The 23,047-nt window shown below is 71.2% G+C and carries 21 protein-coding genes; 1 reads left to right on the plus strand and 20 read right to left on the minus strand.

What is annotated here, in order from left to right; all coding sequences use genetic code 11:
* Positions 1-29: 29 nt before the first annotated feature.
* From KBX46_RS02890 to KBX46_RS02930, 9 genes are all read right to left on the minus strand, one after another.
* Entirely contained in the window at positions 30-608 is a 579-nt protein-coding gene (locus KBX46_RS02890; protein ID WP_307871367.1) for a sigma-70 family RNA polymerase sigma factor, read from the minus strand.
* Positions 609-804: 196 nt separating this feature from the next.
* Entirely contained in the window at positions 805-2,655 is a 1,851-nt protein-coding gene (locus tag KBX46_RS02895) for an ABC transporter ATP-binding protein (RefSeq protein ID WP_247666798.1), read from the minus strand.
* Positions 2,652-4,358 (minus strand): ABC transporter ATP-binding protein, encoded by a 1,707-nt coding sequence (locus KBX46_RS02900; protein ID WP_210790548.1) that lies wholly within the window; start codon positions 4,356-4,358, stop codon positions 2,652-2,654. The genes KBX46_RS02895 and KBX46_RS02900 overlap by 4 nt, the downstream gene beginning before the upstream one ends.
* 32 nt (positions 4,359-4,390) lie before the next feature.
* Positions 4,391-4,963 (minus strand): gluconokinase, encoded by a 573-nt coding sequence (locus KBX46_RS02905; protein ID WP_210790552.1) that lies wholly within the window; start codon positions 4,961-4,963, stop codon positions 4,391-4,393.
* Positions 4,953-6,182, minus strand: coding sequence for a D-mannonate dehydratase ManD (gene manD, locus KBX46_RS02910; protein WP_088948824.1), 1,230 nt, complete (start codon positions 6,180-6,182; stop codon positions 4,953-4,955). The genes KBX46_RS02905 and manD overlap by 11 nt, the downstream gene beginning before the upstream one ends.
* 36 nt (positions 6,183-6,218) lie before the next feature.
* The gene (gene dgoD / locus KBX46_RS02915) at positions 6,219-7,367 is read right to left on the minus strand and encodes a galactonate dehydratase (protein ID WP_210790554.1); all 1,149 of its coding nucleotides are present in this window, start codon (positions 7,365-7,367) and stop codon (positions 6,219-6,221) included.
* Between the two features lie 7 nt (positions 7,368-7,374).
* A complete protein-coding gene (locus tag KBX46_RS02920; RefSeq protein ID WP_088948826.1) occupies positions 7,375-8,190 on the minus strand; it encodes a carbohydrate ABC transporter permease in 816 nt (271 codons plus the stop codon).
* Entirely contained in the window at positions 8,187-9,137 is a 951-nt protein-coding gene (locus KBX46_RS02925; protein ID WP_088948827.1) for a carbohydrate ABC transporter permease, read from the minus strand. Before KBX46_RS02925 ends, KBX46_RS02920 begins: the two co-directional genes overlap by 4 nt.
* A 74-nt stretch (positions 9,138-9,211) precedes the next feature.
* Positions 9,212-10,498 (minus strand): sugar ABC transporter substrate-binding protein, encoded by a 1,287-nt coding sequence (locus tag KBX46_RS02930; protein ID WP_307871366.1) that lies wholly within the window; start codon positions 10,496-10,498, stop codon positions 9,212-9,214.
* Between the two features lie 135 nt (positions 10,499-10,633).
* On the opposite strand from KBX46_RS02930, the gene KBX46_RS02935 reads away from it, so the two are divergent.
* On the plus strand, positions 10,634-11,419 hold the full coding sequence (locus KBX46_RS02935; RefSeq protein WP_088948829.1) for a FadR/GntR family transcriptional regulator: 786 nt from the start codon (positions 10,634-10,636) through the stop codon (positions 11,417-11,419).
* 109 nt (positions 11,420-11,528) lie between these two features.
* Here the strand turns inward: KBX46_RS02935 and KBX46_RS02940 are convergent, their stop codons facing one another.
* The 11 genes from KBX46_RS02940 to KBX46_RS02990 form a co-directional block, all read right to left on the minus strand.
* Positions 11,529-12,311 carry a hypothetical protein gene (locus KBX46_RS02940; protein ID WP_210790557.1) on the minus strand — a complete coding sequence of 261 codons (783 nt, stop codon included), beginning with the start codon at positions 12,309-12,311 and terminating at the stop codon, positions 11,529-11,531.
* Between the two features lie 138 nt (positions 12,312-12,449).
* Positions 12,450-13,247: an SDR family NAD(P)-dependent oxidoreductase gene (locus KBX46_RS02945; protein WP_210790560.1), complete on the minus strand. Its 798-nt coding sequence runs from the start codon at positions 13,245-13,247 to the stop codon at positions 12,450-12,452.
* Positions 13,248-13,328: 81 nt separating this feature from the next.
* Positions 13,329-14,633 carry an L-fuconate dehydratase gene (locus KBX46_RS02950; RefSeq protein ID WP_210790563.1) on the minus strand — a complete coding sequence of 435 codons (1,305 nt, stop codon included), beginning with the start codon at positions 14,631-14,633 and terminating at the stop codon, positions 13,329-13,331.
* On the minus strand, positions 14,633-15,472 hold the full coding sequence (locus KBX46_RS02955) for a fumarylacetoacetate hydrolase family protein (protein ID WP_088948833.1): 840 nt from the start codon (positions 15,470-15,472) through the stop codon (positions 14,633-14,635). The genes KBX46_RS02950 and KBX46_RS02955 overlap by 1 nt, the downstream gene beginning before the upstream one ends.
* Positions 15,469-16,311 (minus strand): amidohydrolase, encoded by an 843-nt coding sequence (locus tag KBX46_RS02960; RefSeq protein ID WP_210790566.1) that lies wholly within the window; start codon positions 16,309-16,311, stop codon positions 15,469-15,471. Before KBX46_RS02960 ends, KBX46_RS02955 begins: the two co-directional genes overlap by 4 nt.
* Entirely contained in the window at positions 16,308-17,285 is a 978-nt protein-coding gene (locus KBX46_RS02965; protein ID WP_210790569.1) for an aldo/keto reductase, read from the minus strand. The genes KBX46_RS02960 and KBX46_RS02965 overlap by 4 nt, the downstream gene beginning before the upstream one ends.
* Positions 17,282-18,814: a sugar ABC transporter ATP-binding protein gene (locus KBX46_RS02970; RefSeq protein ID WP_210790579.1), complete on the minus strand. Its 1,533-nt coding sequence runs from the start codon at positions 18,812-18,814 to the stop codon at positions 17,282-17,284. The genes KBX46_RS02965 and KBX46_RS02970 overlap by 4 nt, the downstream gene beginning before the upstream one ends.
* Positions 18,811-19,761, minus strand: a complete 951-nt coding sequence (locus KBX46_RS02975) for an ABC transporter permease (protein ID WP_141909944.1) — start codon at positions 19,759-19,761, stop codon at positions 18,811-18,813. Before KBX46_RS02975 ends, KBX46_RS02970 begins: the two co-directional genes overlap by 4 nt.
* Entirely contained in the window at positions 19,758-20,831 is a 1,074-nt protein-coding gene (locus KBX46_RS02980) for an ABC transporter permease (protein WP_088948838.1), read from the minus strand. The genes KBX46_RS02975 and KBX46_RS02980 overlap by 4 nt, the downstream gene beginning before the upstream one ends.
* Positions 20,828-21,916 (minus strand): mandelate racemase/muconate lactonizing enzyme family protein, encoded by a 1,089-nt coding sequence (locus tag KBX46_RS02985; RefSeq protein WP_210790582.1) that lies wholly within the window; start codon positions 21,914-21,916, stop codon positions 20,828-20,830. Before KBX46_RS02985 ends, KBX46_RS02980 begins: the two co-directional genes overlap by 4 nt.
* The gene (locus KBX46_RS02990) at positions 21,916-22,965 is read right to left on the minus strand and encodes a substrate-binding domain-containing protein (RefSeq protein ID WP_197699539.1); all 1,050 of its coding nucleotides are present in this window, start codon (positions 22,963-22,965) and stop codon (positions 21,916-21,918) included. The genes KBX46_RS02985 and KBX46_RS02990 overlap by 1 nt, the downstream gene beginning before the upstream one ends.
* Between the last annotated feature and the right edge of the window lie 82 nt (positions 22,966-23,047).

Below are 23,047 nucleotides of genomic sequence, written 5' to 3' on the forward strand. Positions count from 1 at the left end.
GCGGACGGGATCGGGCGGGGGTCCCAGCCTCAGCTGGTTCGCCGCGTACGGCTCTGGTCGCCCTCGGCCTGCCAGGCGGCGACGAGGTCCTCCCTCGCCCGGGCGACCCGGGAGCGGATCGTGCCGATGGGGCACTGGCAGACGTCCGCGGCCTCGGCGTAGGAGAGGCCGAGCACGTGGGTGGCGACGAACGCCTCGCGACGCTCCCGGGTCAGGCCGGCGATCAACTGGTGCAGGGTCACGCCCTCGTCGGCCCCGGCGGCGATCGCGCCGGCTGACTCGGCCGCTGTCTGCCAGTCCGGCACCGACGCGATCCTCGGCCGGGCCACCGCCGTCCGGACATGGTCGACGGCGACGCGCCGGGCGATCGTGAACACCCACGTCCGGGCCGACGAGCGGCCGGCGAAGCCGGGCAGGTTGCGGAACGCCCGCAGGAACGTCTCCTGGGTCAGGTCGTCAGCCTCACCCGGCCCGGCGAGGTGCGACAGGAACCGCCAGACCTGGTCCTGGAGGGCCCGGATGAACGCGGTGGCGGCCTGCCGGTCACCCCGGCCAGCCTCCTTCGCCCAGCGGGTCACCTGGTCGTCGTCAGCGACGCCGTCTCGCACGGACCACCGTCCTGTGTGCCACGGGCGCTCCTTCATGGCGAGGTGCCGTCGTCGGGACGCCGCCGGTCAGCCGCGCATCCTGGTTGTCGCTGGCCGGTCCGGAAAAGTTCCCGGGCTCCCCCGTTCGGTCGACTTCCCGGTTGCGTACCGGCGGGCCGGGGGGCCACGGCGGGACGGCGCGCGCCTCGCCGGCCGCTCAACCCAGGACGGGCTGCTCCTCGATCTGCTCGGTGCTCCCGCGCCCCTGCGGCGGCACGGGGTCGGGCATGCGCCAGGACCGCCACAGCTGGCTGTAGCCGCCCCCGGCCGCCAGCAGCTCGGCGTGCGTGCCGTGCTCGGTGACACGCCCATGCTCCATCACGATGATGCGGTCGGCGGTGGCCGCCTGGCTCAGTCGGTGGGCGACGACCAGGGTGGTACGTCCCTCGGTGGCCGCCACGGCGGCGCGGTCGAGGTCACGCGCACCCGCGCTGCCCGCCTCCGCGGTGGCCTCGTCGAGGACCGCGACGGCGGGATCGGCGAGGACGAGGCGGGCCAGCGCGAGCTGCTGGGCCTGGGCCGCGGTGAGGTGCCGTCCACCCTCCCCCACCTCCGTGGCGAGGCCGTCCGGCAGGGTACGGAACCAGTGGGTGGCGCCGACGAGGTCGAGGGCGGCGGTCAGCTCGTCGTCGGTGGCGTCCGGGTCGGCCAGCCGCAGGTCGTCGGCGAGCGGCCCGGCGAAGACGTGCACCTCCTGGCTGATGAGGGCGATCTCGCGGCGCAGCCGGTGCTCGCCGAGCTCGGCCAGCGGCACGCCGCGCAGGGTCACCGACCCGTGGGTGGGCGCGATGATGCCGGCGATGATCCCGGCGAGCGTGCTCTTGCCCGCGCCGCTGGCGCCCACGAGGGCGACGCGCTCGCCCGGTGCGAGTCGGAGGTCGACGTCGCGCAACACGACCGGCCCGTCGTCGTAGCGGTGCTGCGCGACGGTCACCTCCAGTGCCGCCGGTTCGGGCCGCGCCGGCCGGGCGGGCTCCGGGCCGGCCGGGGTCGCGGTGTCCGGCAGCGCGGTGACCCCGACGAGCCGGGCGAGGCTGGCACCGGCCTGCAGCACGGAGTCCGACTCGAACAGCAGCAGGCCGATGGGGTTGAAGAGGCGGTGGAAGTAGAGCGCGGCGGTGGTGGCGGCTCCCACCGTGGCGAGGTCGTCGCGCACCAGCAGGAAGCCGGCGAGCAGCACGGCGGCCAGCCCCACGAACTCCGACCGGTTGATGCGCAGCCCGAACCGCGTGAACAGCCCGAAGATCTCCAGCGACAGGTCGCGGGCTACGCCGGAGCGCGCCGCGATCCGGGCGACGTGGGCGTCCTCCATCCGGTAGGCGCGCACGGTCGCCGCGCCGCGGAGCGCCTCGGCCGTCGCCTGCGCGCGTTCGCCAGTGGCCACCCGCTCAAGGGCGTAGTACGGGATCGACCGTTTGAGGTACCAGCGCAGCGCCAGCGCGTACGCCGGTGCGGCGACCAGGCCGGCGATGCCGAGCCGCCAGTCGAGGGCGAAGAGCCCCGCCGCGGTCAACACGACGGACAGCAGCGCGCCGAGGAAGGCCGGGCCGCTGGTGGCGATCACGTTCGTCACCACGGCCACGTCGTCGCCGGCGCGGGCAACCAGGTCCCCGGTGCCGGCTCGCTCCAGGGTGGCCGACGGCAGGTGCAGGGCGCGGTCGAGGACCCGCTCCCGGAGCCGGGCCAGCACCGTCTCGCCGAGGCGTGCGGCGACCGCGGCGCCGACCGCGGTGAGGAGGCCCGCGAGCACCGCGGCACCCGCGATCACGCCCGCCCAGGTCACGATCTGCGACGTGTCGGAGCCGGCGATGACGTCGTCCACGAGGCGACCGAGCACCCAGGGGGCGACGAGCCCGGTCGCGGACGCGGCCACCAGCAACGTGCCGGCGACGGCGCTGAGCCCCGGCAGGCGGGCCAGCTCGGTGCGGAGGGTGGCCCAGGTCTGTCCGGCGGTGGCCGTCGGCAGCAGTTGCCGGGGCTCGGCCCCGGTCATGGTCGGCTCGGTCATCGCAGGATCTCTTCCCGGTAGCGGGCGTCGCTGGCGAGCAACTGCTCGTGCGGCCCCTCGGCGATGACCCGGCCCCGGTCGAGCACGACGACCCGGTGTGTGACCCGCAGCAACGCCGGGCTGGTGGTGATCAGCACCGTGCCGTGGGTGTCCGCTCCGCGGGCCGAGGCCAGCCCTTCGGCGAGCAGGCCCTCGGTCACGGCGTCGACCGCCGTGGTGGGGTTGTGCAGCACCAGCACCGGAGGGTCGGCGACGAGCGCCCGGGCCAGCCCGATCCGCTGCCGCTGCCCGCCGGACAGGTTCGCCCCCCGTTCGGTGAGCTGGCGGTCGAAGCCGTGCGGGTGCGCGGCGAGCACGTCCTCGGCCGCCGCGGCCCGCATCGCGGCACGCAGGACCGTGTCGTCGACCTGGGCGCCGGCGCTGAGGTTGGCGCGCAGGGTGCCCTCGAACAGCGCCACGTCATGCTGCTCCACCAGGACCACGGCGCGCAGGGCGTCGATGTGCAGCTCTTCGGCGGGCACGCCGTCGACGTACAGCGTTCCCCGGCGGTCCGGTTGCGGCGCCCGGCCGGCCAGCACCGCGACCAGCGCCTCGGCGTCGCTCGGGTCGTAGGCGAGCACGCCCAGGATCTCGCCGGCGCGGACGTGCAGGCTGACACTGTCGAGGCCCGCGTGACTGACCCCGTCGAGGGTCAGCCGGGACGGGGTCGGCGCGGGCGGCCCGGCGTCGCCCGGCACCAGGACCGGTGCCGCGCCGAGGACCCGGGCGACCCGCCCCGCGGAGGCCCGGGCCATGGCGAACAGCTGTACGCAGTACCCGAGCGTCTGCACCGGCTCGGCGATGAACTGGGCCAGCCCGACGACGGCGACGAGTTCGCCGATGGTGAGCCGGCCCTGGAGCGCGAGCCAGCCCGCGACGCCGGCGACCGTCGCGAGGAACAGGCCGTTGACCATGGTGGTGAGCCCGAGGTGCAGGCCCTTGGTGGTGGCGGCACGCAGGGTGACGTCGAGCGCGTGGCGGCTGGCGCCCGCGTACCGGCGCGCGGCGTGGTCCTGCGCGCCGATACCGCGCAGCACGCGCAGGCCGGTGACGAGGTCGACGGCGAGCGCGGTGGTGGCCGCGAGGGCCTCCTGCTGCGACGAGCTGCGCCGGGTGAGCAGCGGTGCCATCCGTTGCAGGGCGAGGACCAGCAGGGGTACGCCGAGGAGCACACCGAGCCCGAGCGGGACGTCGACGACGAGCAGCGCGACGGCCGCGACCACGATGGCGGTGAACGCGGCGGCGGTGAGCCCGGCGACCCGCACGACCAGCGCGGACAGTTCGGCGTCGGAGGCCGTGACGGACAGCAGCTCTCCGTCGCGCATACCGGAGTGGTGTCCACGCGGGTCGAGGGCGCTCCGGGCGATCTCGACCCGCGTCGCGTGCGCCTCGTGCTCCACCGCGGCGTACGCCATCCGGGCACCGGTCCGGTAGGCGAAGGCCAGGACGGTGAACAGGGCGGCCAGCCCGGCGAGTGAGAGCAGCAGCGCGCGGACGTCACCGGTGGCGACCGCCCGGTCGATGACCACCCCGATGGCGACGGGGACGAGGGCTTCGGCGGCCTGGTGCGTGCACAGCAACGCGATGCCGAGCAGCACCCGGCCACGCTGTCGGCGCAGCGCGCGACGAAGCACCACGCCACCGCTGATCTCGGCGACTGACATGCGAGGCGGACTCCGTTATCGATTAGGGTTGGCTAACCTAACACGCTCCCTTGCGGGTCCGGACGGCGGTAGGGGTGCAGGCCGAGGCCGTCCACTGCCGCCGCCACCAGCGCCTCCGGGGTGAGCGCGACGTCGAGCACGAGCACCGACTCGTCCGGCTCCGCCGGCTCCAGCGTGGCGAGCTGGGATTCGAGCAGGCTCGCCGGCATGTAGTGCCCCTCGCGCAGGGCCATCCTGGCCCGGATGACCTCCGCCGATCCGGCGAGGTGCACGAAGTCCAACCGGAACGTGCCCTGGCGCAGCACGTCCCGGTACGACCGCTTGAGCGCCGAGCAGGCCAGCACCGTCGACCTGCCCTCCGCGCCGCGATCGGCGATCCACCCGGCGATGTCCCGCAGCCAGGGCCAGCGGGTGGTGTCGTCCAGCGGTACGCCCGAGCGCATGCGCGCCACGTTCGCCGGGGAGTGGAACTCGTCCGCCTCGGCGAACGCCAGCCCGGTGGCTGCGCCGATCCCCCGCGCCACGGTGGTCTTGCCGGCGCCGGAGACCCCCATCACCACGACGTGCCGGGTGGGCCGGGCGTCGCCCCGCCCCTCACCAGTCATGGATCGTGCCGTCCTTGAGCCTGTTGAACGGCAGGTAGGCCGGCTCGTACGGGAAGCGGGCCGCCACCTCCTCGTCGAGCTCCACCCCGAGACCCGGCTGATCGCCCGGGTGCAGGTAGCCGTCGGTGAAGGTGAACGACTGCCGGAACACCTCGTTGGCCAGCGGGGTGTGCTTCATGTACTCCTGGATGCCGAAGTTGTGGATGGCCAGGTCGAGGTGCAGGGCCGCGGCCATGCCCACCGGGGAGATGTCGGTGGGGCCGTGGATGCCGGACTTGATCTGGTACTGGGCGGCGAAGTCGAGCAGCTTGCGCATGGCGGTGATGCCACCGGTGTGGGTGACCGCGGACCGGACGTAGTCGATCAGCTGCTCGCGGATCAGGGTCTGGTAGTCCCAGACCGTGTTGAAGACCTCGCCGATGGCCAGCGGGGTGGTGGTGTGCTGGCGGACCAGCCGCAGGGCCTCCTGGTTCTCCGCCGGGGTGCAGTCCTCCAGCCAGAACAGGTCGTACGGTTCGAGGGCCTTGCCGAGCTTGGCGGCCTGGATCGGGGTCATCCGGTGGTGACCGTCGTGCAGCAGCGGCAACTCCGGGCCGAACTCACCGCGGACCGCCTCGAAGACCTCGGGCAGGTGGCGCAGATACGCGCGGGTGTCCCAGTCCTCCTCGACGGGCAGCGGGGTGCGCTGCGCGGGTTCGTAGTCGTAGCGCTGGCCGGTGGCGCTGGGCTGGGCGGCCACGCCGTACACCGCGTTGATCCCCGGCACCGAGGTCTGCACCCGGATCGACCGGAAGCCCTCGTCGAGGTGGCGGCGGATCGAGTCGAACAGCTCGGGAAGGTCCCGTCCCGACGCGTGCCCGTACGCCATGATGCCGGTGCGGGACGCGCCGCCCAGCAGTTGGTACAGCGGCATGCCCGCGGCCTTGGCCTTGATGTCCCACAGCGCGACGTCGACCGCCGCGATGGCCGCCATCGTGACCGGTCCACGACGCCAGTACGCCGAGCGGTACAGGAACTGCCAGGTGTCCTCGATCCGGTGCGGGTCCCGCCCCATCAGCAACGGGGCCACGTGGTCGCGCAGGTACGAGGCGACGGACAGCTCACGGCCGTTGAGCGTGGCGTCGCCCAGGCCGGTGATGCCCTCGTCGGTGGTGATCTTCAGGGTGACGAAGTTCCGGTCGGGGCTGGACACGATGATGTCTGCTGCGACGATCTTCACGGGGGTGCCTTTCGTTCCTTCAGGACCGGGGTTGTCTCACCATTCGGCGAACGAGCCGTCGGGGTGCCGCCAGGTCGGGCTACGCCAGGCGTGGCCCCGCTTGTCGGCCGTCCGCACCGCGTGCTCGTCGATCTCGATGCCGAGGCCGGGTGCGGTCAACCGCTGTACGTAGCCGTCGACGAAGGTCAGCGGGGTCTTGTCGAGGCAGTAGTCGAGCACCTCGGCGCCCTGGTTGTAGTGGATGCCGACGCTCTGCTCCTGGATCAGGAAGTTGGGCGTCGCGAAGCCGACCTGGAGGCAGGCGGCGAGGGCGATGGGCCCGAGCGGGCAGTGCGGGGCGAGCTGCACGTCGTACACCTCGGCCAACGTGGCGATCTTGCGCACCTCGGTGATGCCGCCGGCGTGCGCGAGGTCCGGCTGGGCCACGGCGATGCCGGCCTGCAGCACGGGGAGGAACTCCTGCCGGCTGTAGAGCCGCTCCCCGGTCGAGACCGGGGTGGTGGTGCAGCGGACGACCTCGCCGATCAGGTGCGAGTTCTCCGGCACCACCGGTTCTTCGAGGAAGAACGGCCGGTACGGCTCCAGGAGTGGGGCGACCCGCCGGACGTTGGCGAGGGTGGATCGCCCGTGGAAGTCGACAGCGACGTCGCGGTCGTCGCCGAGGACCTCGCGGGCGACGGCCACCCGCTGCACGACCGCGTCGAGTTCGGCAACCGAGGCGAGCGCGCCCATCCGCCCCGACGCGTTCATCTTCACCGCGGTCAGGCCCGCCTCGACCTGGGCGCTGATCTGGTCGCGAATCTCGGCGGGCTCGTCGCCACCGACCCAGCCGTAGACCCGGATCCGGTCCCGGACCGGCCCGCCGAGCAGTTGGTGCACCGGGGCGCCGTAGTGCTTTCCGGCGATGTCCCAGAGCGCCTGGTCCAGACCGGACACCGCACTGGCCAGGATCGGGCCGCCACGATAGAAGGAGCCCTTGGTCATCACCTGCCAGTGGTCCTCGATGCGCAGCGCGTCCCGACCGGTGAGCAGCTCGCTGAGCTGGTGGACGGCCGTGCGTACGGTCTCGGACCGGCCCTCGCAGGTCGCCTCGCCCCAGCCGACGATGCCGGACTCCGTCTCGACCCGGACGAACAGCCAGCGCGGCGCGACCAGGAAGGTCTCCACCTTTGCGATCTTCGTCATGGAGCTGTCAGCCCTTCGTGGCACCGGCGGTGAGGCCGGAAACGACGTACTTCTGCACGAACAGGGCGATCAGCATGATCGGCAGGGTGACCACTGTCGCGGCGGCCATCAGGCCGCCCCAGTCGATGCTGGCGTACCCGACGAAGTCGAAGATCGCCACGGGCAGCGTCTTCGTGTCGGAGCCGGAAAGCACCAGGGCGAACATGAAGTTGTTCCAGGAGAAGATGAACGAGAGGATGCCGGCCGTCGCGACGCCGGGCACCGACAGCGGCAGGGTGATCCGCCGGAACGCGCCGATGTGGGTCAGCCCGTCGACCAGCGCCGCCTCTTCCAACTCGGTCGGCAGGCCGTCGAAGTAGCCCATCATGATATAGACGATCAGCGGCAGCGACACGAACATGTGGCTCAGGATCAGCACGCTGAACCCGCCGACCAGCTTCAGGTTCGAGAAGACGTAGTACCAGGGCACCAGGAGCGAGACGCCCGGGATCACCCGGGCCATGAGCACGACCAGCGCCGACTTCTTCATGTTGAAGCGGCTCATCGAGTAGGCGGCGGGCACGCCCAGCAGGAGCGAGAGCGTGGTGGCCGCGAACGCCACCCAGAGGCTGTTGCCGATGAACTCGAGATAGTTGGCCTGCTGGAGGACGGTCTCGTAGTTCTTCAGGCTGGGTGAGAAGACGAACGCCTTGGCGGTGTCGTAGATGTCCACATTGGTCTTGAAGGACGCCGCGATCATCCAGAGCAGCGGCGCCATCAGCCCGAACACCACGACGACGAGAGCTGACGTGCGGAAGACGCGGTACGGCTTGCTCGGCTTCATCGGCCCAGCCCCTTCTTGCGATAGGTGAGGGCCCACATCACCCCGATGATGATCAGGAAGAAGATGATGAGGACGGTCGACGAGACGCCGTAGTCGTTGTAGTCGAAGCTGAGGCCGTAGGCGTACACGTTGAGGGTCTCGACCTCGTGGAACGACCCGCCGCCGCGCCCCTTGGTCGCGTAGAGGATGTCGAACGTCTTGAGCGCGTCGATGCCGCGCAGCAGGATGGCGACGATCACCGTGGGCATCAACAGCGGGAGGGTGACGTGCCGGAACCGCTGCCAGCTGCTGGCGCCGTCGATCCGGGCCGCCTCCTGGGGCTCGTCGGAGAGTGAGGTGAGCCCGGCGAGCAGGATCAGCACGACCATCGGTGTCCACTGCCAGATGTCGATGAACATCGTCGTTGGCAGGGCCGAGTTCTGGCCGGCCAGCCAGGGCTGTGGGCCGATGCCGATCCAGCCGAGCAACTGGTTCGCCATCCCGATGTTGGGGTCGAAGATGAGGCGCCACATCATGCCGACCGCGACCGGGGTGGCCACCAGCGGCAGGAGGATCGCGACGCGGACCCACTTCTCACCGCGGAAGGGCCGCCACAGCAGCAGGGCTATCGCCATGCCGAGAACGACCTCGAAGAACAGCACGACGCCGGTGAACAGGACCGTACGCCAGACCGCCGGCCAGAACCGGTCGGTGTCGGTGAGCACGTCGAGGTAGTTCTGGAACCCGATGAATTCGGATTCGGCACGCACCGAACCCTCGGCGTCGGTCAGGCTCAGATAGCCCGTCCACGCCACCGGAAAGATGATCAGCACGGCGACGAACGCCATGGCGGGTGCCGCGAAGAGCCACTTGCGATGTTTGTTGGCCCACTGCGACCAGGCCGACGACTCCGGGGACGCCATGGGGGCCTTGGGCGAATCGGTGCGGGGTGCGGTGACGGCTGACATTCAGATCTCCGGGTTCGGGGGCCAGGTCCCGGCGAGGCGGCGGAGCACGTCGGCTCCGCCGCCCGGCGCGTGGGTTACTTCGCCTCGTCGTCGAGGAACTTCTGGAACGCCGCGTTCGCCGCGTCCGCCGAGCTGGCGGCGTCCTTGCCGGTGATCGCGTCGACGATCGGCTGGCCGACGATCTCGCGCGCCTCAGCCACCTTGACCACCAGCGGGCGGTCGTGCCCGACACCGTTCGCGGTGCTGACCGTGTTGGCCTCGGCCAGGTCCTTCGGCAGGGTCGCGGTGCTCGCCGGGTTCGCCCAGACCGAGGTACGGGCACCGGGCACGCCCGCCGTCTGCTGCGCCAGCGCCTGCTCCTTGCCGGCCGCCCACTGGATGAACTTCCAGGCGTTGTCCTTGTTCTCCGAGCTGTCGTTCATGCCGAGCGCCCAGGAGGGGATGTTGTACGGCTTCGACCCGGCAGGGCCGGCCGGGAACGCGGCGAAGCCGACGGTGTCGACGACCTTCGACTTGGTGGGGTCGGTGGCGTTCTTGTAGAGCGAGTTGGCCTCGGTGTAGAAGGCGGCCTTGCCCTGCGTGAAGATCGCCATCGCCTCCGACCAGCTCATGTCGGTGCTGATGTTCTCCGGGCCGTGGTCCCGGAGCAGGCCGCCGTAGAAGGCGTACGCCTGCTTGGCCTGCTCGGTGTTGACAGTGGCCTTTCCGCTGCTGTCCACGAAGTCGCCACCGAAGCTGAAGAGGAAGCTGGAGAACTGGGTGACGGCGGCGGCCTTGCCGGTACGAGCGACGAAGCCGGCGACGCCGGGGTTGTCGGCCTCGATCTTCGCCGCCTGTGCCTTGAGTTCGTCGAGGCTCTTGGGCGGTGCGGTGAAGCCGGACTTGGTCAGCAGGTCCTTGCGGTAGTAGAGGACCTCCTGCTCGGTGATGATCGGCAGGCCGACCACCTTGTCCTCATAGGTCGTCGCCTGCACCGGCCCGGCCTGGAAGTCGCCGAACTCGAAGGCGCTGTCCGACTTGACCCTCTCGCTCAGGTCGGCGAGGTACTTGTTCTTGCCGAACTGCTTCCCCTCCTGCAGGGGCCGGTACATCATCACGTCGAGGTCGGTGGACCCGGCGTTCAGCTTGACGTTGTACTGGTCGGACAGTTGGTCCTCGCCGAGCTGGGTGACCTCAACCTTGAGGCCGGTCTGCTTCTCGAACTCCGGCAGGGCCTTCTTGATGTTCTCTGTCCAGACGTGGTTCACCAGCGTCACGCGGACGGTCTTCGAACCTTCGCCGCCATCGTCACCGCCGCAGGCGGTGAGGCTCATGGCGGTGACCACGGCCAGAGAAGTGCCGATTATCGATCGACGTCGCACGCTTGTCTCTCCTTCTGTCGTGGCCGCCGCCCTCGGAAGAGCCGCTACCTCGGTGTTACATCCGCTTAACATCGGGATGCTAGGCCGAATAGACGGATTACTTCAAGAGGTTGATGTAAATGATATGATCTTTGAGTGGAACCGTCCTCAGCAGAGGTTGCAGCCGCTCAGACCGCCCCCGCCGAGGCTGGGCTGCACGCCCGCGTCCTCGACCATCTGGGCACCGCCATCTGCGGCGGCGAGCTGGCACCCGGCGCGATCCTCAACATCGACGAACTGGTCGACAGGTACGCCGTCTCCCGCTCGGTCGTCCGCGAGGTGCTGCGCGTCCTGGCATCGATCGGGTTCATCGAGGCACGCCGCCGGGTGGGGGTGATGATCCTGCCGGCCAGCGCGTGGAACGTCTTCGACCCGCAGGTGATCCGCTGGCGGCTCGCCTCGGCTGGCCGGATGGCCCAGCTCCGGTCGATCACCGAGCTACGCACCGCCGTCGAGCCGCACGCGGCCTACCTGGCGGCCAACCGGATCGGCCACGACGAAGCGAGTGACCTGGTCGGGCTGGCGGCGAAGATGTGGGCGGCCGGCGAGGCCGGCGACGAGGAACGCTTCCTGCACCTCGACATCGAGTTCCACCGGCGCGTCCTGCTCGCCTCCGGCAACGAGATGTTCGTCCGGCTTCAGGATCTGGTCGCCGAGGTGCTCACCGGCCGGCACAAGCACCACCTCATGCCGCACCACCCGCACGAGCAGGCTCTCCAGATGCACGCGGACGTCGCCCAGGCGATCCAGCGACGCGACGGCGCACGCGCCCGGCAGGCGATGGTGCAGCTGATGGAGCAGGCGTTCGACGAGATGAAGTCACTGTGGGAGCAGACCTCGGTGCCCCCACGGAGCCCGGACCACGGCTCGACCAGCCGCTGATCGACTCGGTTTTCGTGAAGTCGCGGTGTCAGGTCGCCCCGGACACCGCGACTTCCGTGAAACCGAGTCGATCATGGGCCGGCGCCGGGTGGCGCCGACCGGATCGGTCTCAGCGCGCGGTGCCGCGACCCGATCGACCCGCACCGGCGGAGGGCCGGTGCGCGATGCGGGGAGCCCGCACGGCGGAGGCGTTGCCGGCGCCGGGGCGGTAGTCCCGTGCCGTGCTGGCCACCATCTCGTCGGGGTCGCGGGTGAGCTGCTGCCGGATGTGCGCCGGCACGACCTCGGACGTCGCCATCGCCAGGCGGACCTGCACCGACCGGTCGTCGACCAGGCGCTCCAGGTCGGCCTCGTCCAACTCCAACGAGCGGACCAGCGCGGCACGCACGTCGACCACCGGGTCCGCGGCGAGCGCGCTGCGCTGCGCGGCGGTGGTCCGCGGGTTGCGGGCGACCCCCTTGCGTACGCGGGCGGTGCGATCGGCCAGCAGGGTGTTGATCACGTCGAGGTCGTGGGTGTGGGTGGCGAGTCGTTCCCGTACCTCGGGTGAGACGTCGTCGGTCAGCTTGGCGGCCAGCTCGGGCTCCAGCTCCCGGCTCTCCGCGAGGAGGCCGCGCAGCTCCTTGTCCGATGCCTGCGCCATGGCCCGGCGGACCGACTCGTCGCAGGCCGGGTTGCTGGCGACCGCCCAGCGGATCCACCGGTCGTCGTCCTTGACGAGACGCAGGAGGTTGGCGATCGAGGTGGAAGGGTTCCTCGCCACGGCCTCCCGGACCTGACGATCCTGGTCCCTGGTGAGCGGTCGCAGGGCCTGCGCGGGCGCGTCGGCCCGAGCGGCGACCGCCTTGCGGACCACCGCCGACGGGTCGGACGCCAGGTCGATAAGGGTCATTTGTGGCGTTGTGGGGTCCTGTGCGAGGGCGAGCCGCGCGTCAGCATCGCCACCAATCGGACGGTGGGCGGTGGCGTCGGACCCGCTGTGACGGTCGGGCTCGCCGACGTCCTGCTGTTTCCCCATGACCCAATCATGTCACGCGCCCGATCCGGCACTGCGGGCCTGACCAGCGCCAGGTGGCACCTGGGCGGGTAGTCGCAGGCCGGACATGCCACCATCCACCGCCAGCGACGTCCCGGTCACCGACCCCGTGGTGGGCGACGCGAGGTAGACGACGGCGGCGGCCACCTCGTCGGCGGTCACCAGACGGCCGGTCGGCTGACGGGCGGCGAGCTGCCGCTTCTCCGCCGTCGGGTCGGCCGCGCCGGCCAGCAGGCGGGCCACCCATGGCGTGTCGACGGTGCCGGGGGCGACACAGTTGACCCGGATTCCCTCGGTCACCAGGTCGGCGGCCATGGCGAGGGTGAGGGCATGCACGGCACCCTTCGACGCCGAGTACAGGGCGCGTCGGGGCAGGCCGACGGTCGCCGCGATCGACGAGACGTTGACGATCGCCGCCGACGACGATCGACGCAGGTACGGCAGGGCGACAGCGCTGGTGCGGGCCACGCCGGTGACGTTGACGTCGAGCACCCTGCTCCACCGCTCGTCGTCGTCCTCCTCCACGGTGCCGACGGCGGAGATGCCGGCGTTGTTAACCAGGATGTCGATGCCCCCGAATGCCTCGGCGACCGAGGCGACGGCCCCGCTGAGCGAGGACCGGTCGGCCACGTCGGCCCGGACGCCGTGGACGTGCGGATCGTCGGGCAGGCCCGACAGGTCCAGGTCCAGGACGCCGACCCGGGCGCCAGCGGCCACGAACGCCCGTACGCAGGCGTTGCCGATCCCCGAGCCACCGCCGGTCACCACCGCCACGAGACCGTCACACCGCATGTTGCTCTCCCATTCCGAGTAGTCCTCCAGGTTGACGCACCGCCATCAGGAAGGCCGTGCGGTCGAGCAGGTCGAGGCTCGTCAGACCCATGCCGGCCCGTCGGGGTACGCGTACCTGGCGAGGCTCTCCGGACGCATCGCGGCGGAGAACCCGGGGGCGGTCGGCGCCACGTAGTGCCCGTCGGAGATCACCACCGGGTCGACGAAGTGCTCGTGCAGGTGGTCGACGTACTCGATGACCCGGTCACGGGTGGAGCCGGACACGGCCACGAAGTCGAACATGGACAGGTGCTGGACCAGCTCACAGAGGCCGACTCCCCCGGCGTGTGGGCACACCGGCACCCCGTACTTCGCGGCCAGCAACAGGATGGCGACGTTCTCGTTGACGCCACCCACCCGGCACGCGTCGATCTGCACGACGTCGACGGCGCCGGCCTGCAACAGCTGCTTGAACACCACCCGGTTCGCCACGTGCTCGCCGGTCGCGACCCGGATCGGCCCGCCACCGGGCGCGCTGGCCGACAGGGCGGACCGGATCGCCGCGTGGGCGAGCACGTCGTCGGGGCTGGTCGGCTCCTCGATCCACCACGGGTCGTACGGCGCCAGCTCCCGCATCCGGGTGACCGCCTCGGCGACGTCCCAGCGTTGGTTGGCGTCGACGGCGATCCGGATGTCCGGGCCGACCGTTTCGCGGGCGATGCGGAGGCGGCGCACGTCGTCGGCGGCGTCCGCGCCCACCTTCAGCTTGATCTGGGTGAACCCGTCGGCCACCGCCTGCTTGGCCAGCCGGATCACCTTCTCGTCCGGGTAGCCGAGCCAGCCGGGCGACGTCGTGTACGCGGGATATCCCCGCTCGATGAGCCGGACGATCCGCTGGGCCCGACCCGGCTGCGCCGCCCGCAGGATCTCCAGCGCCTCATCGGGGGTCAGCGCGTCGCTGAGGTACCGCCAGTCGACCAGGTCGACGATCTGCTCGGGGCTCAGGTCGGCCAGGTATCGCCAGACCGGTTTGCCCGCCCTCTTGGCGACCAGGTCCCACATCGCGTTGATCACCGCCGCCGTCGCCAGGTGCATCACCCCCTTCTCCGGGCCGAGCCAGCGCAACTGCGAGTCCTGGGTGAGCGAACGGGCGAACGCGCCGAGGTCGACGGTGTCCGGGTCGAGCCCGACCACGTACGGCACCAGCGCCTCGATCGCCGCGCGGCAGACCTCGTTGCCCCTCCCGATGGTGAAGGTGAACCCGTGCCCGTCCGGCCCGTCGTCGGTGCTCAGCACCAGGTACGCGGCCGAGTAGTCGGGGTCCGGATTCATCGCGTCGGAACCGTCCAGGTCACGCGAGGTCGGGAACCGCACGTCGTACGTGTCGACGGAGGTGATCACCGCCATCAGGCGCTCCCGAGCGTGCTGCGCTGCCGGCCGAGACCGTCGATCTCGACCTCCATCACGTCGCCCGCGGCCAGGTACGGGAACCGGCCGGAGAGCGCCACCCCCTGCGGGGTGCCGGTGTTGATGACGTCGCCCGGGTCCAGGACGGTGTACTGCGACAGGTGCCAGACCAGGTACGCCACGTCGAAGATCATGTCCTTGGTGCTGGAGTCCTGTCGGGGCTCACCGTTGACCCAGGAACGCAGCCGCAGCGCCTGCGGGTCCTCGATCTCGTCGGCGGTGACCAGCCACGGGCCGAGCGGCTGGAACGTCTCACAGGACTTGCCCTTCGACCACTGGCCTCCGGAGACGGCGAGCTGGAAGTCGCGCTCGGAGACGTCGTTGGACAGCGCGTACCCCGCGATGTGCCCGAGGGCGTCGGCCGGAGAGGCGAGGTAGCGGGCCCGGCGGCCGATCACGACGGCCAGTTCCACCTCCCAGTCGGTCTTCGTCGAGCCACGCGGGATCAGGACGTCGTCGTGGGGGCCGACGACGGTGTTGGGCGCCTTGTAGAAGATGATCGGAGCGGTCGGGGGCTCGGCCCCCGACTCGGCGGCGTGCGCGGCGTAGTTCTGCCCCACGCAGAGGACCACCCCGGGGCGGGCGACCGGCGCGCCGACCCGCTGGCCGGTGATGTCGACCTCGGGCAGGTCGGTGGCCTCCCGTGCCCGCTGGACGCCGTCGCCGGCAAGGAACTCCCCGTCGATGTCGGCGGTGAGCGACGAGAGGTCGAAGTGCCGTCCGTCGACGTACAGCACGGGACGCTCCCGCCCCACGGGCCCGACGCGCATGAATTTCACGAACCAACCTCCAGTGCATAGGTACGAGAGGCGGTGCCCGCCAGCACGGCGGTCCGCTCGTCGGTCGACAACTCAGCCAGGCAGGCGTCGAGCGCCGTCCACGCCTCGGCGTACGAGGCGACGAGGTCGCAGACGGGCCAGTCGGAGCCGGCCATCAGCCGTTGCGGGCCGAACAGCTCCAGCGCGGTGTCGACGTACGGCCGGATGTCGGCCACCCGCCACCCGGGGCCGGCCTCGGTGAGCAGTCCGGAGAGCTTCGCGACGACGTTGTCGCAGGCGGCCAGGTCGCGCACCGCGGCGCGCCACCCGGCGAGACCATCCGCGTCGATCCGCGGTTTGCCCAGATGGTCGAGGACGAAGGTGACACCGGGAGTGGCCCGGGCCGCCTCGGCGCAGGCGGGCAACTGCCCGAGGTGCACGACCAGGTCGAAGGTCAGCCCAGCGGCACCGATCGCCGCGAGGGCGGCACGCACGTCGGGACGGGCGAGGTGCCCTGGGTCGGCGACTGCCTGCACCTGGTCGCGGATGCCGACGAGCTTCGTCGCGCCGGGCAGGTCCCGGTAGCCGGCGAGGGTCGCGGGCAGGGCCGGGTCGGTGAGCGACGCCCAGCCGACCACGCCGGCGATCCGGGGGGTGGCGGCGGCGAGGGCGAGGAACTCGGCGGTCTCGGCGGCGTCGCAGCGGCCGGCCTCGACCAGCACGGTCGCCGTCACACCGGCCGCGTCGAGCCGGGGTACGAGGTCGGCGATGGTGTAGTCGCGCCGGATCGACTCCAGGCCCGGTGCGGCGAGCCAGGAATAGTCGGCGGTCCACAGGTGATGGTGAGCGTCGATGATCATGGCGTGGGCACCTCCTCCGGCAGCAGACCCTCGGCCTTCAGGTCCGCCCACAGCGCGCCGGGGACGTCCCACTCGAACATCGCCACGTTGTCGGCGATCTGCTCCGGGTCCTGGGCGCCGATCACCACGCTCGCGACCGCCGGGTGGCCGAGCGGGAACTGGATCGCCGCGGCACGCAGCGGCACACCGTGCCGCTCGCACACCGACCGGATCGCCATGGCCCGCCGCAGCAGCCCCGCGTCGGCCGGCCGGTAGTCGTAGTGGGCACCCGGCCTCGGGTCGGCCAACAGGCCCGAGTTGTAGACCCCGGCGGCGAGGACCGAGATCCCCTTCTGCTGGCACAGCGGCAGCAGCTCGTCGAGGCCGGACTGGTCGAGCAGCGTGTACCGGCCGGCGAGCATGAAGCAGTCGAAGTCGCCAGCGTGGGCCAGCTCGACCAGCGCCGGCGCCTGGTTCATCCCGGCGCCGACCGCGCCGATCTCACCGGCCTCGCGCAGCCGCGCCAGCTCCGGGTACGCCTCCGCCGCCGCCTCGGCGAGGTGGTCGTCCGGGTCGTGGATGTGCGCGATGTCGACCCGGTCCAGCCCCAACCGGGCCAGGCTCTCCTCGTGCGAGCGGCGCACCCCGGCGGCGGAGAAGTCGAACCTCGGCGCCAGGTCGGTCGACTCGGCCCAGAACCCCTGCCCATCGCCACCGCCGGGGACGAGCAGCCGACCCACCTTGGTGGAGAGGGTGAACTCGCCGCGCGGCTTGCCGGCGAGGACCGCCCCGGCCCGCCGTTCGGAGAGGCCGCAACCGTAGAGCGGGGCGGTGTCGAAGTAACGCAGCCCGAGGTCCCAGGCCGCCTCGACGGTGGCGTGGGCGATCTCGTCGCCGACGGCGGTGAAGAGGCCGCCGATCGGGGCGAGTCCCAGACCGAGCCGGGTCACCGCCACGTCCGTACGCCCCACTGTCACCTGGTCCGTGGCCCTCACGCCACCACCCCCTGCCCGTCGTGGATGAAGCGGATCACCGACTGGCTCATCCGGTCATAGTCGTGGTCGTTGTCCAACTCCCCGACGATGGCGAACTCCCGCATCACCGCGATCCGGTCGGCGAGGGTCACCATTTCCGGCAGGTCCGACGAGATCAGCAGGATCGCCATCCCCCGCGCAGCGAGACCGGCGATCAACTCGTGGAAGGCCGCCTTGGTGCGGACGTCGATGCCCACTGTGGGTTCGTCGATGATGAGCACGTCGCAGTCGGCGGCCAACCACTTGGCGAGGCTGACCTTCTGCTGGTTGCCGCCGGAGAGCTGGCCGGCGTGCTGGTCGGGCGAGGCGAGTCGGATGCCCAGCCGGTCCGCGTACTCGTCGACCAGGGATCGCTCCGCCCGGTCCCGGACCAGCCCGAGCCGGGCCAGCTTGCGCCACACCGTCACCGCCGTGTTGCGGGCGACGGTCTGGTCGAGGAAGAGGCCCTCCTCCTTGCGGTTCTCGGTGACGTATCCGATCCGGTGCCGGTGCAGAGCGTCGCCCACGTCCCGGATCCGGGCCGGGCGCCCGTGCACCCGCACCTCACCGGCGGTGATCCGGTCGAGGCCGAGGAGCGCCTTCGCCAGCTCGCTGCGGCCGGCACCGACCAGCCCGTACAGGCCGACGATCTCGCCGGGGCGTACGACGAGACTGACGTCGTGGTGGCCGGCGGTGGTCGCGACGTGATCCAGAGCCAGGGCCGGTTCGGTGTCCGCGTCGACTGTGCGCTCGGCGAGGTGCACCTGCTGGTACGCCCGGCCGACCATCAGGTCGACGATCTGCTCGCGGGTGTGGTCGGCGAGGGGTTCGGCCTCGGCGACGCTGCGCCCGTCGCGCAGCACTGTCACCGTGTCGGCGACCGCGAAGACCTCCTCCAGCTTGTGGCTGACCAGCACGGTTGCGTGACCCCGCTCGGACAGTCGGCGCACGATCCCGTAGAGCCGGTCGGCCTCGTCGTTGGTCAGCGAGGCGGTCGGTTCGTCGAGCAGCAGCACCGTCGAGTCGGCCGACAACGCCTTGGCGATCTCCACCAACTGCATCTGGGCCACCGAGAGCCGCGACACCGGCAGGTCGGGGTCCAGGTCGAGGTCGAGCAGGTCGAGGCACCGACGTGCCTCGACGCGCAGCGCCGCCCGGTCGAGCAGGCCAGCGCGCCGGGGCAGGTGTTGCAGGCAGATGTTCTCCGCGACGGTGAACGCCGGGATGAGGTTCCGCTCCTGGTGCACCACACCGATGCCGGCCCGCTGGGCGTCCTGCGGGTTGCCGAGCTGCACCGTACGCAGCTCGCCGTCCGGCCCGGGCAGCCGCAGGAGCCCACCGTCCGGCCGGTACACCCCGGTGAGGATCTTGATCAGGGTGCTCTTGCCGGCGCCGTTCTCGCCGAGCAACGCGTGCACGCTGCCGGCGGTCAGGGTAAGCGTCGCCTCGTCCAGGGCACGCACCCCGGGGAACGTCTTGACCAGGTTCTCCGCGGACAGCACGATGCTCATCGCTGACCTCCGGAGAGCTTGTCGCGGAACTGACCGAGCAGCACCGCGCCGAGGACGACCGCGCCGATGATGAGGTCCACCCACCGCCGGTTGATGTCGAACTGCGACTGGCTCACGTCGACCAGCCTTACCAGGAAGGCCGCGAGGACCGTGCCGGTCACGCTGATCATGCCGCCGGCCAGGGCCACTCCGCCGATGATCGGCGCGGCGAAGCTGGGCAGCAGCAGGTCGTCGCCGATCGAGGCGTTCACCGAGCCGAAGGCGGCCACAACGATCACGGCGGCGAACCCGGCCAGCAGCCCGGACAGGGTGTGGGCCAGCACCAGCGCCCGGTCGTTGGAGATGCCCGACAACCGGGCCGCGAACGGGTTGCCGCCGGAGGCGAGCAGGTGCCGCCCCGGCACGGTACGACGGAAGAAGAGCGCGACCGCGACCGCGATGGCGACCGCCAGCAGGAACACCACGGGCACTCCCGCCAGGGACGCCTGCCCGAACTCCCGCAGCCCGGGCGAGTAGCCCTGGTAGGTGCCGGTGCCGTTCACCCCGTACCGCAGCCCTTCGAGGATCGTCATGGTGGCGAGGGTGACGATGAACCCGTTGATCCGGGTGAAGATCACCAACAGGCCGTTGACCAGGCCGACGGTGGCGCCGAGGGCCAGCGCGGCGAGCACCGCGACCGGGGCCGGCAGACCAGCGTCGATCATCAGCCACCCCGAGGCCACCGCGCAGAACCCGGTGAGCACGCCCACCGAGAGGTTCATCTGACCGACGGCGAGCACCACCATCTGGGCCAGACCGATGACGATCGGCAGGGCGAGGAAGCGCAGGAACGCGTCCAACGTGCCGGCGGTGAGCAGGTTGAAGTCGGTGGCGACCGCGAGCGCCGCGAACCCGAGGGCGGCGATCACCGCGAGGGTGAACTCGTTGGTCCGGACCAGGCTCCTCATGATGTCGACACCGCCCTTCGCTCGGCGATCACGGCTCGCAGCCGGTCCAGCGACAGCGCCGCGAGCAGGACCAGTCCGATGTAGAGCTTCAGCTCCTCCAGGGAGAACTGGAGCAGGTTGAGGCCCTTGTAGATGACCTGGGTGAGGGTGGCGCCGAGCGCGGTGCCGAGGACGCTGACCGCGCCACCGGCGAGCAGTGTGCCGCCGAGCACCGGGGCCAGGAACGACGGCAGCAGGAACGACTCCCCGATGTTGGCGGAGAAGGCCCCGTTGTTGGCGGCCAGCAGGAACCCGGCCAGTGCGGCGAGCAGCCCGCTCACCGCGTGTGCGGCGACGATCCGACGGTGTGTGGGGATGCCGGACAGCTCGGCGGCGACCGTGTTGGAGCCCGTCATCAGGATCTCCCGACCCAGCCGGGCATGCCGGAACAGCAGCCCGACGCCGAGCGCCGCCGCGACCGCGATCGGCACGACCAGCGGGATCCGGGGTCCGCAGACATCCCCCATGCAGTAGTCGGCGAAGGTGTCGAAGCGCAGGGCGGACAGCCCGCTGGGCTGCACCGCGAACGACACCCCGCCGGTGGCCCACGTGTAGAGGATGGTGACCAGGCCCAGCAGCCCGAAGTCGAGCGCGAGGGTCACCACGAAGGAGTTGACGCCGGTCTTGGCGATGAGCAGGCCGGCGAGCGCGCCGATGCCCGCCCCGACGGCGAGGCCCACCAGCAGCCCGACCAGCAGGGGCACGCCGAGCCGGTCGTAGACCAGGCCCATCGCGAAGGTGGACAGCGCGGCCATCCGGCCGACCGCCATGTTCATGTGCCCGAGTGAGAGCACGGCGAGCTGGGCGAGACCGACCACGACGTACACGCTGATGTCGGCCTGTAGCGGCGCGAGGGTGAGCCGGGGGTCGAGGAATGCGGGGGTCAGCGACGAGAAGAGCACGACCAGCGCGGCGATGACGATGAGCAGGCCGAGTCGGGGGTTCGCCCAGACCGGCAGGACCCGGGTGGGAGGCCGGGCCTCGGCGGCCGGGGGCGCCGCCGGCGCCTCCGGCGCGGTTTCGGTCTTCACGCCACCCTCCTGTCCTCGATCGCGTCGCGGTCCCAGTCGATGCCGAGGCCGGCCTCGCCCGGGGCGAGCGCGTGGCCGTCGACGATCGCGACCTCGGTCCGGGTGATCGCGCGCAGTTGCGGGATGTGCTCGACGTAGCGGCTGTTGGGCACGGCCGCGCAGAGGCTCACGTGCAGCTCCATGAGGAAGTGCGGGCAGACCACCACGTTGCACGCCTCGGCCAGGTGCGCGACCTTCAGCCACGGGGTGATGCCACCGATCCGCGCGACGTCGACCTGGACGATGCCGGCGGCCTGGCGGCGCAGATACTCGGCGAACTGGCCGATGGAATACAGCGACTCCCCCACCGCGACGGGGATGCTGGTCGCGCGGGCGAGCAGCTCGTGCCCGGCGACGTCGTCGGCCGGCAACGGCTCCTCGAACCAGGCGACCTGGTGCGGTTCGAGCAGCCGGGCCCGGCGGATCGCCTCCGCGGCGGTCAGGGACTGGTTGGCGTCGACCATCACGTCGAAGTGGTCGCCCAGGGCCGCCCGGACCGCGCCGATCCGAGCCGCGTCCTCGGCCGGGTTCGGCTTGCCCACCTTGAGCTTGACGCCGGGCCAGCCGGCCGCCTGGGAGACCTTCGCGCCGGCGACCAGCTCGTCCTCGGTGAGGTGCAGCCAGCCGCCCTCCGTGTCGTACAACGGGATCCGGTCCTTGGCGCCGCCGGCGAGCACCCACAGGGGCAGGCCGGCGGCGCGGGCGCGCAGATCCCACAGCGCGGTGTCGACCGCGGCGAGCGCCAGCGAGGTGACGGCGCCGACGGTGGTGGCCCGGGTGACGGCGTGCAGGTCACGCCAGATCGCCTCCACCCGCGCGGCGTCGCGGCCGACCAGGTGTGGCAGCAGGTAGTCGCGCAGCAGCGCGAGCACCGCGGTGCCGCCGGTCCCGATCGTGTACGAGTAGCCCGTGCCGTGCCCGCCGTCGGCCGTGCGTACCTCGACGAAGACCGTCTCCTGCTTGAGGAACGACTGCACCGCGTCGGTGCGGACGGTCTCGACGGGGATGTCGACGAGGTACGCCTCGGCCTTCGTGATCTTCGACATCAGTTGCACTTGAGCAGGTCGCCGTCGAACTTCTTCCGCAGTGCCTCGGTGGTCGCGGTGCGGTCGGCCTCGTAGCCGTCCAGCTTGTCCCTGGTCACCACGAACGATCCGGAGTCGATCGTCACGCCGGGCTCGGAGATCGTGCAGCCACCGCTGAGCTTCATCAGCGCGTACGAGCCGACCCGGGCCTGGCCGACCGGGTTCTGCAGGACGGTGGCTGCCACCGATCCGCCCCGCAGTCCGTCGAGGACCGCCGGGTCGTCGTCGATGGCGATGACCTTGATGGGCAGCTTCGACTGGCGTACGCCCTCGGCGGAGGCGACCGCCGGGTTGTAGGCGGTGTTCACGATCGCCTGGATCTGACGGCCCTTGGCGGCGAGGAGGTCGGCCACCGCCTTCTGGGCGCTCTGGAGGTCCTTGTCGATGTCGGTGACGCTCTGGACGAGCACCACCTTGCCGCCGGTCTCGGCGACCGCCTTCTCCACGCCCTTGATCCGGCGCTGGGTGTTGGAGTCGACCTTGTTGCCGGTCAGGTGCACCAGGTTGCCCTGGCCACCCATGGCGTCAATGGCAGCCTTGGCGCCCTTGTACGCGGCGACCTCGACGTCGGTGGAGAGGCAGAAGTCGGCCTTGTTGGCCCCGGCGGGGCACGACGCCAGGGAGCCGACGGCGAAGCCCTGCCGCTTGAGGTCCTCGAAGGTGGAGTTGATGTTGTCCGGCGAGACGCCGAAGACGCCGAAGGCGTTGTAGCCCTGTGCGGCCAGGGACTTGAGCACGTCGTTCTGTTTGGTCTGGTCCCAGCCGGCCGTCTCGTTGAAGGTGACGTCGCCGAGTGAGAGCTCCGATTTCGCGGCGGCTCCGGCGTCCTTCCAGGGCTGGAAGTACGGATGCGAACCGCCGGGCACCAGCGCGACCTTGACCTGGGCTGGTTCCCGGCCGCCGGCTTCGGTGTCGGTGGTGTCGCTCTTCTTGGTGCAGGCCACTGTGGTCGTGGCGAGGGCCAGGACGGTGAGGCCCGAGCCGATCCGGGACAGCATTCTGCGCGACATGTTCGTCTCCTCGGGGCGGTGGTGGTGAGACGGCGGCGGAGGAACCTATTTCCTATAGGATGTTGCTTTGCTAGTGTGTACT

Source organism: Micromonospora sp. C81, assembly GCF_018070425.1.
Classification (GTDB): domain Bacteria; phylum Actinomycetota; class Actinomycetes; order Mycobacteriales; family Micromonosporaceae; genus Micromonospora; species Micromonospora zamorensis.

What these genes read in the sequence shown, in the direction of transcription:
- KBX46_RS02940 (WP_210790557.1), bottom strand. Translation starts at nt 12,311, where the DNA reads ATGACCCTTATCGACCTGGCGTCCGACCCGTCGGCGGTGGTCCGCAAG.
- dgoD (WP_210790554.1), bottom strand. Translation starts at nt 7,367, where the DNA reads ATGACGAAGATCGCAAAGGTGGAGACCTTCCTGGTCGCGCCGCGCTGG.
- KBX46_RS02945 (WP_210790560.1), bottom strand. Translation starts at nt 13,247, where the DNA reads ATGCGGTGTGACGGTCTCGTGGCGGTGGTGACCGGCGGTGGCTCGGGG.
- KBX46_RS02990 (WP_197699539.1), bottom strand. Translation starts at nt 22,965, where the DNA reads ATGTCGCGCAGAATGCTGTCCCGGATCGGCTCGGGCCTCACCGTCCTG.
- KBX46_RS02920 (WP_088948826.1), bottom strand. Translation starts at nt 8,190, where the DNA reads ATGAAGCCGAGCAAGCCGTACCGCGTCTTCCGCACGTCAGCTCTCGTC.
- KBX46_RS02985 (WP_210790582.1), bottom strand. Translation starts at nt 21,916, where the DNA reads ATGTCGAAGATCACGAAGGCCGAGGCGTACCTCGTCGACATCCCCGTC.
- KBX46_RS02970 (WP_210790579.1), bottom strand. Translation starts at nt 18,814, where the DNA reads ATGAGCATCGTGCTGTCCGCGGAGAACCTGGTCAAGACGTTCCCCGGG.
- KBX46_RS02895 (WP_247666798.1), bottom strand. Translation starts at nt 2,655, where the DNA reads ATGACCGAGCCGACCATGACCGGGGCCGAGCCCCGGCAACTGCTGCCG.
- KBX46_RS02905 (WP_210790552.1), bottom strand. Translation starts at nt 4,963, where the DNA reads ATGACTGGTGAGGGGCGGGGCGACGCCCGGCCCACCCGGCACGTCGTG.
- KBX46_RS02960 (WP_210790566.1), bottom strand. Translation starts at nt 16,311, where the DNA reads ATGATCATCGACGCTCACCATCACCTGTGGACCGCCGACTATTCCTGG.
- KBX46_RS02950 (WP_210790563.1), bottom strand. Translation starts at nt 14,633, where the DNA reads ATGGCGGTGATCACCTCCGTCGACACGTACGACGTGCGGTTCCCGACC.
- KBX46_RS02925 (WP_088948827.1), bottom strand. Translation starts at nt 9,137, where the DNA reads ATGTCAGCCGTCACCGCACCCCGCACCGATTCGCCCAAGGCCCCCATG.
- KBX46_RS02975 (WP_141909944.1), bottom strand. Translation starts at nt 19,761, where the DNA reads ATGAGGAGCCTGGTCCGGACCAACGAGTTCACCCTCGCGGTGATCGCC.
- KBX46_RS02900 (WP_210790548.1), bottom strand. Translation starts at nt 4,358, where the DNA reads ATGTCAGTCGCCGAGATCAGCGGTGGCGTGGTGCTTCGTCGCGCGCTG.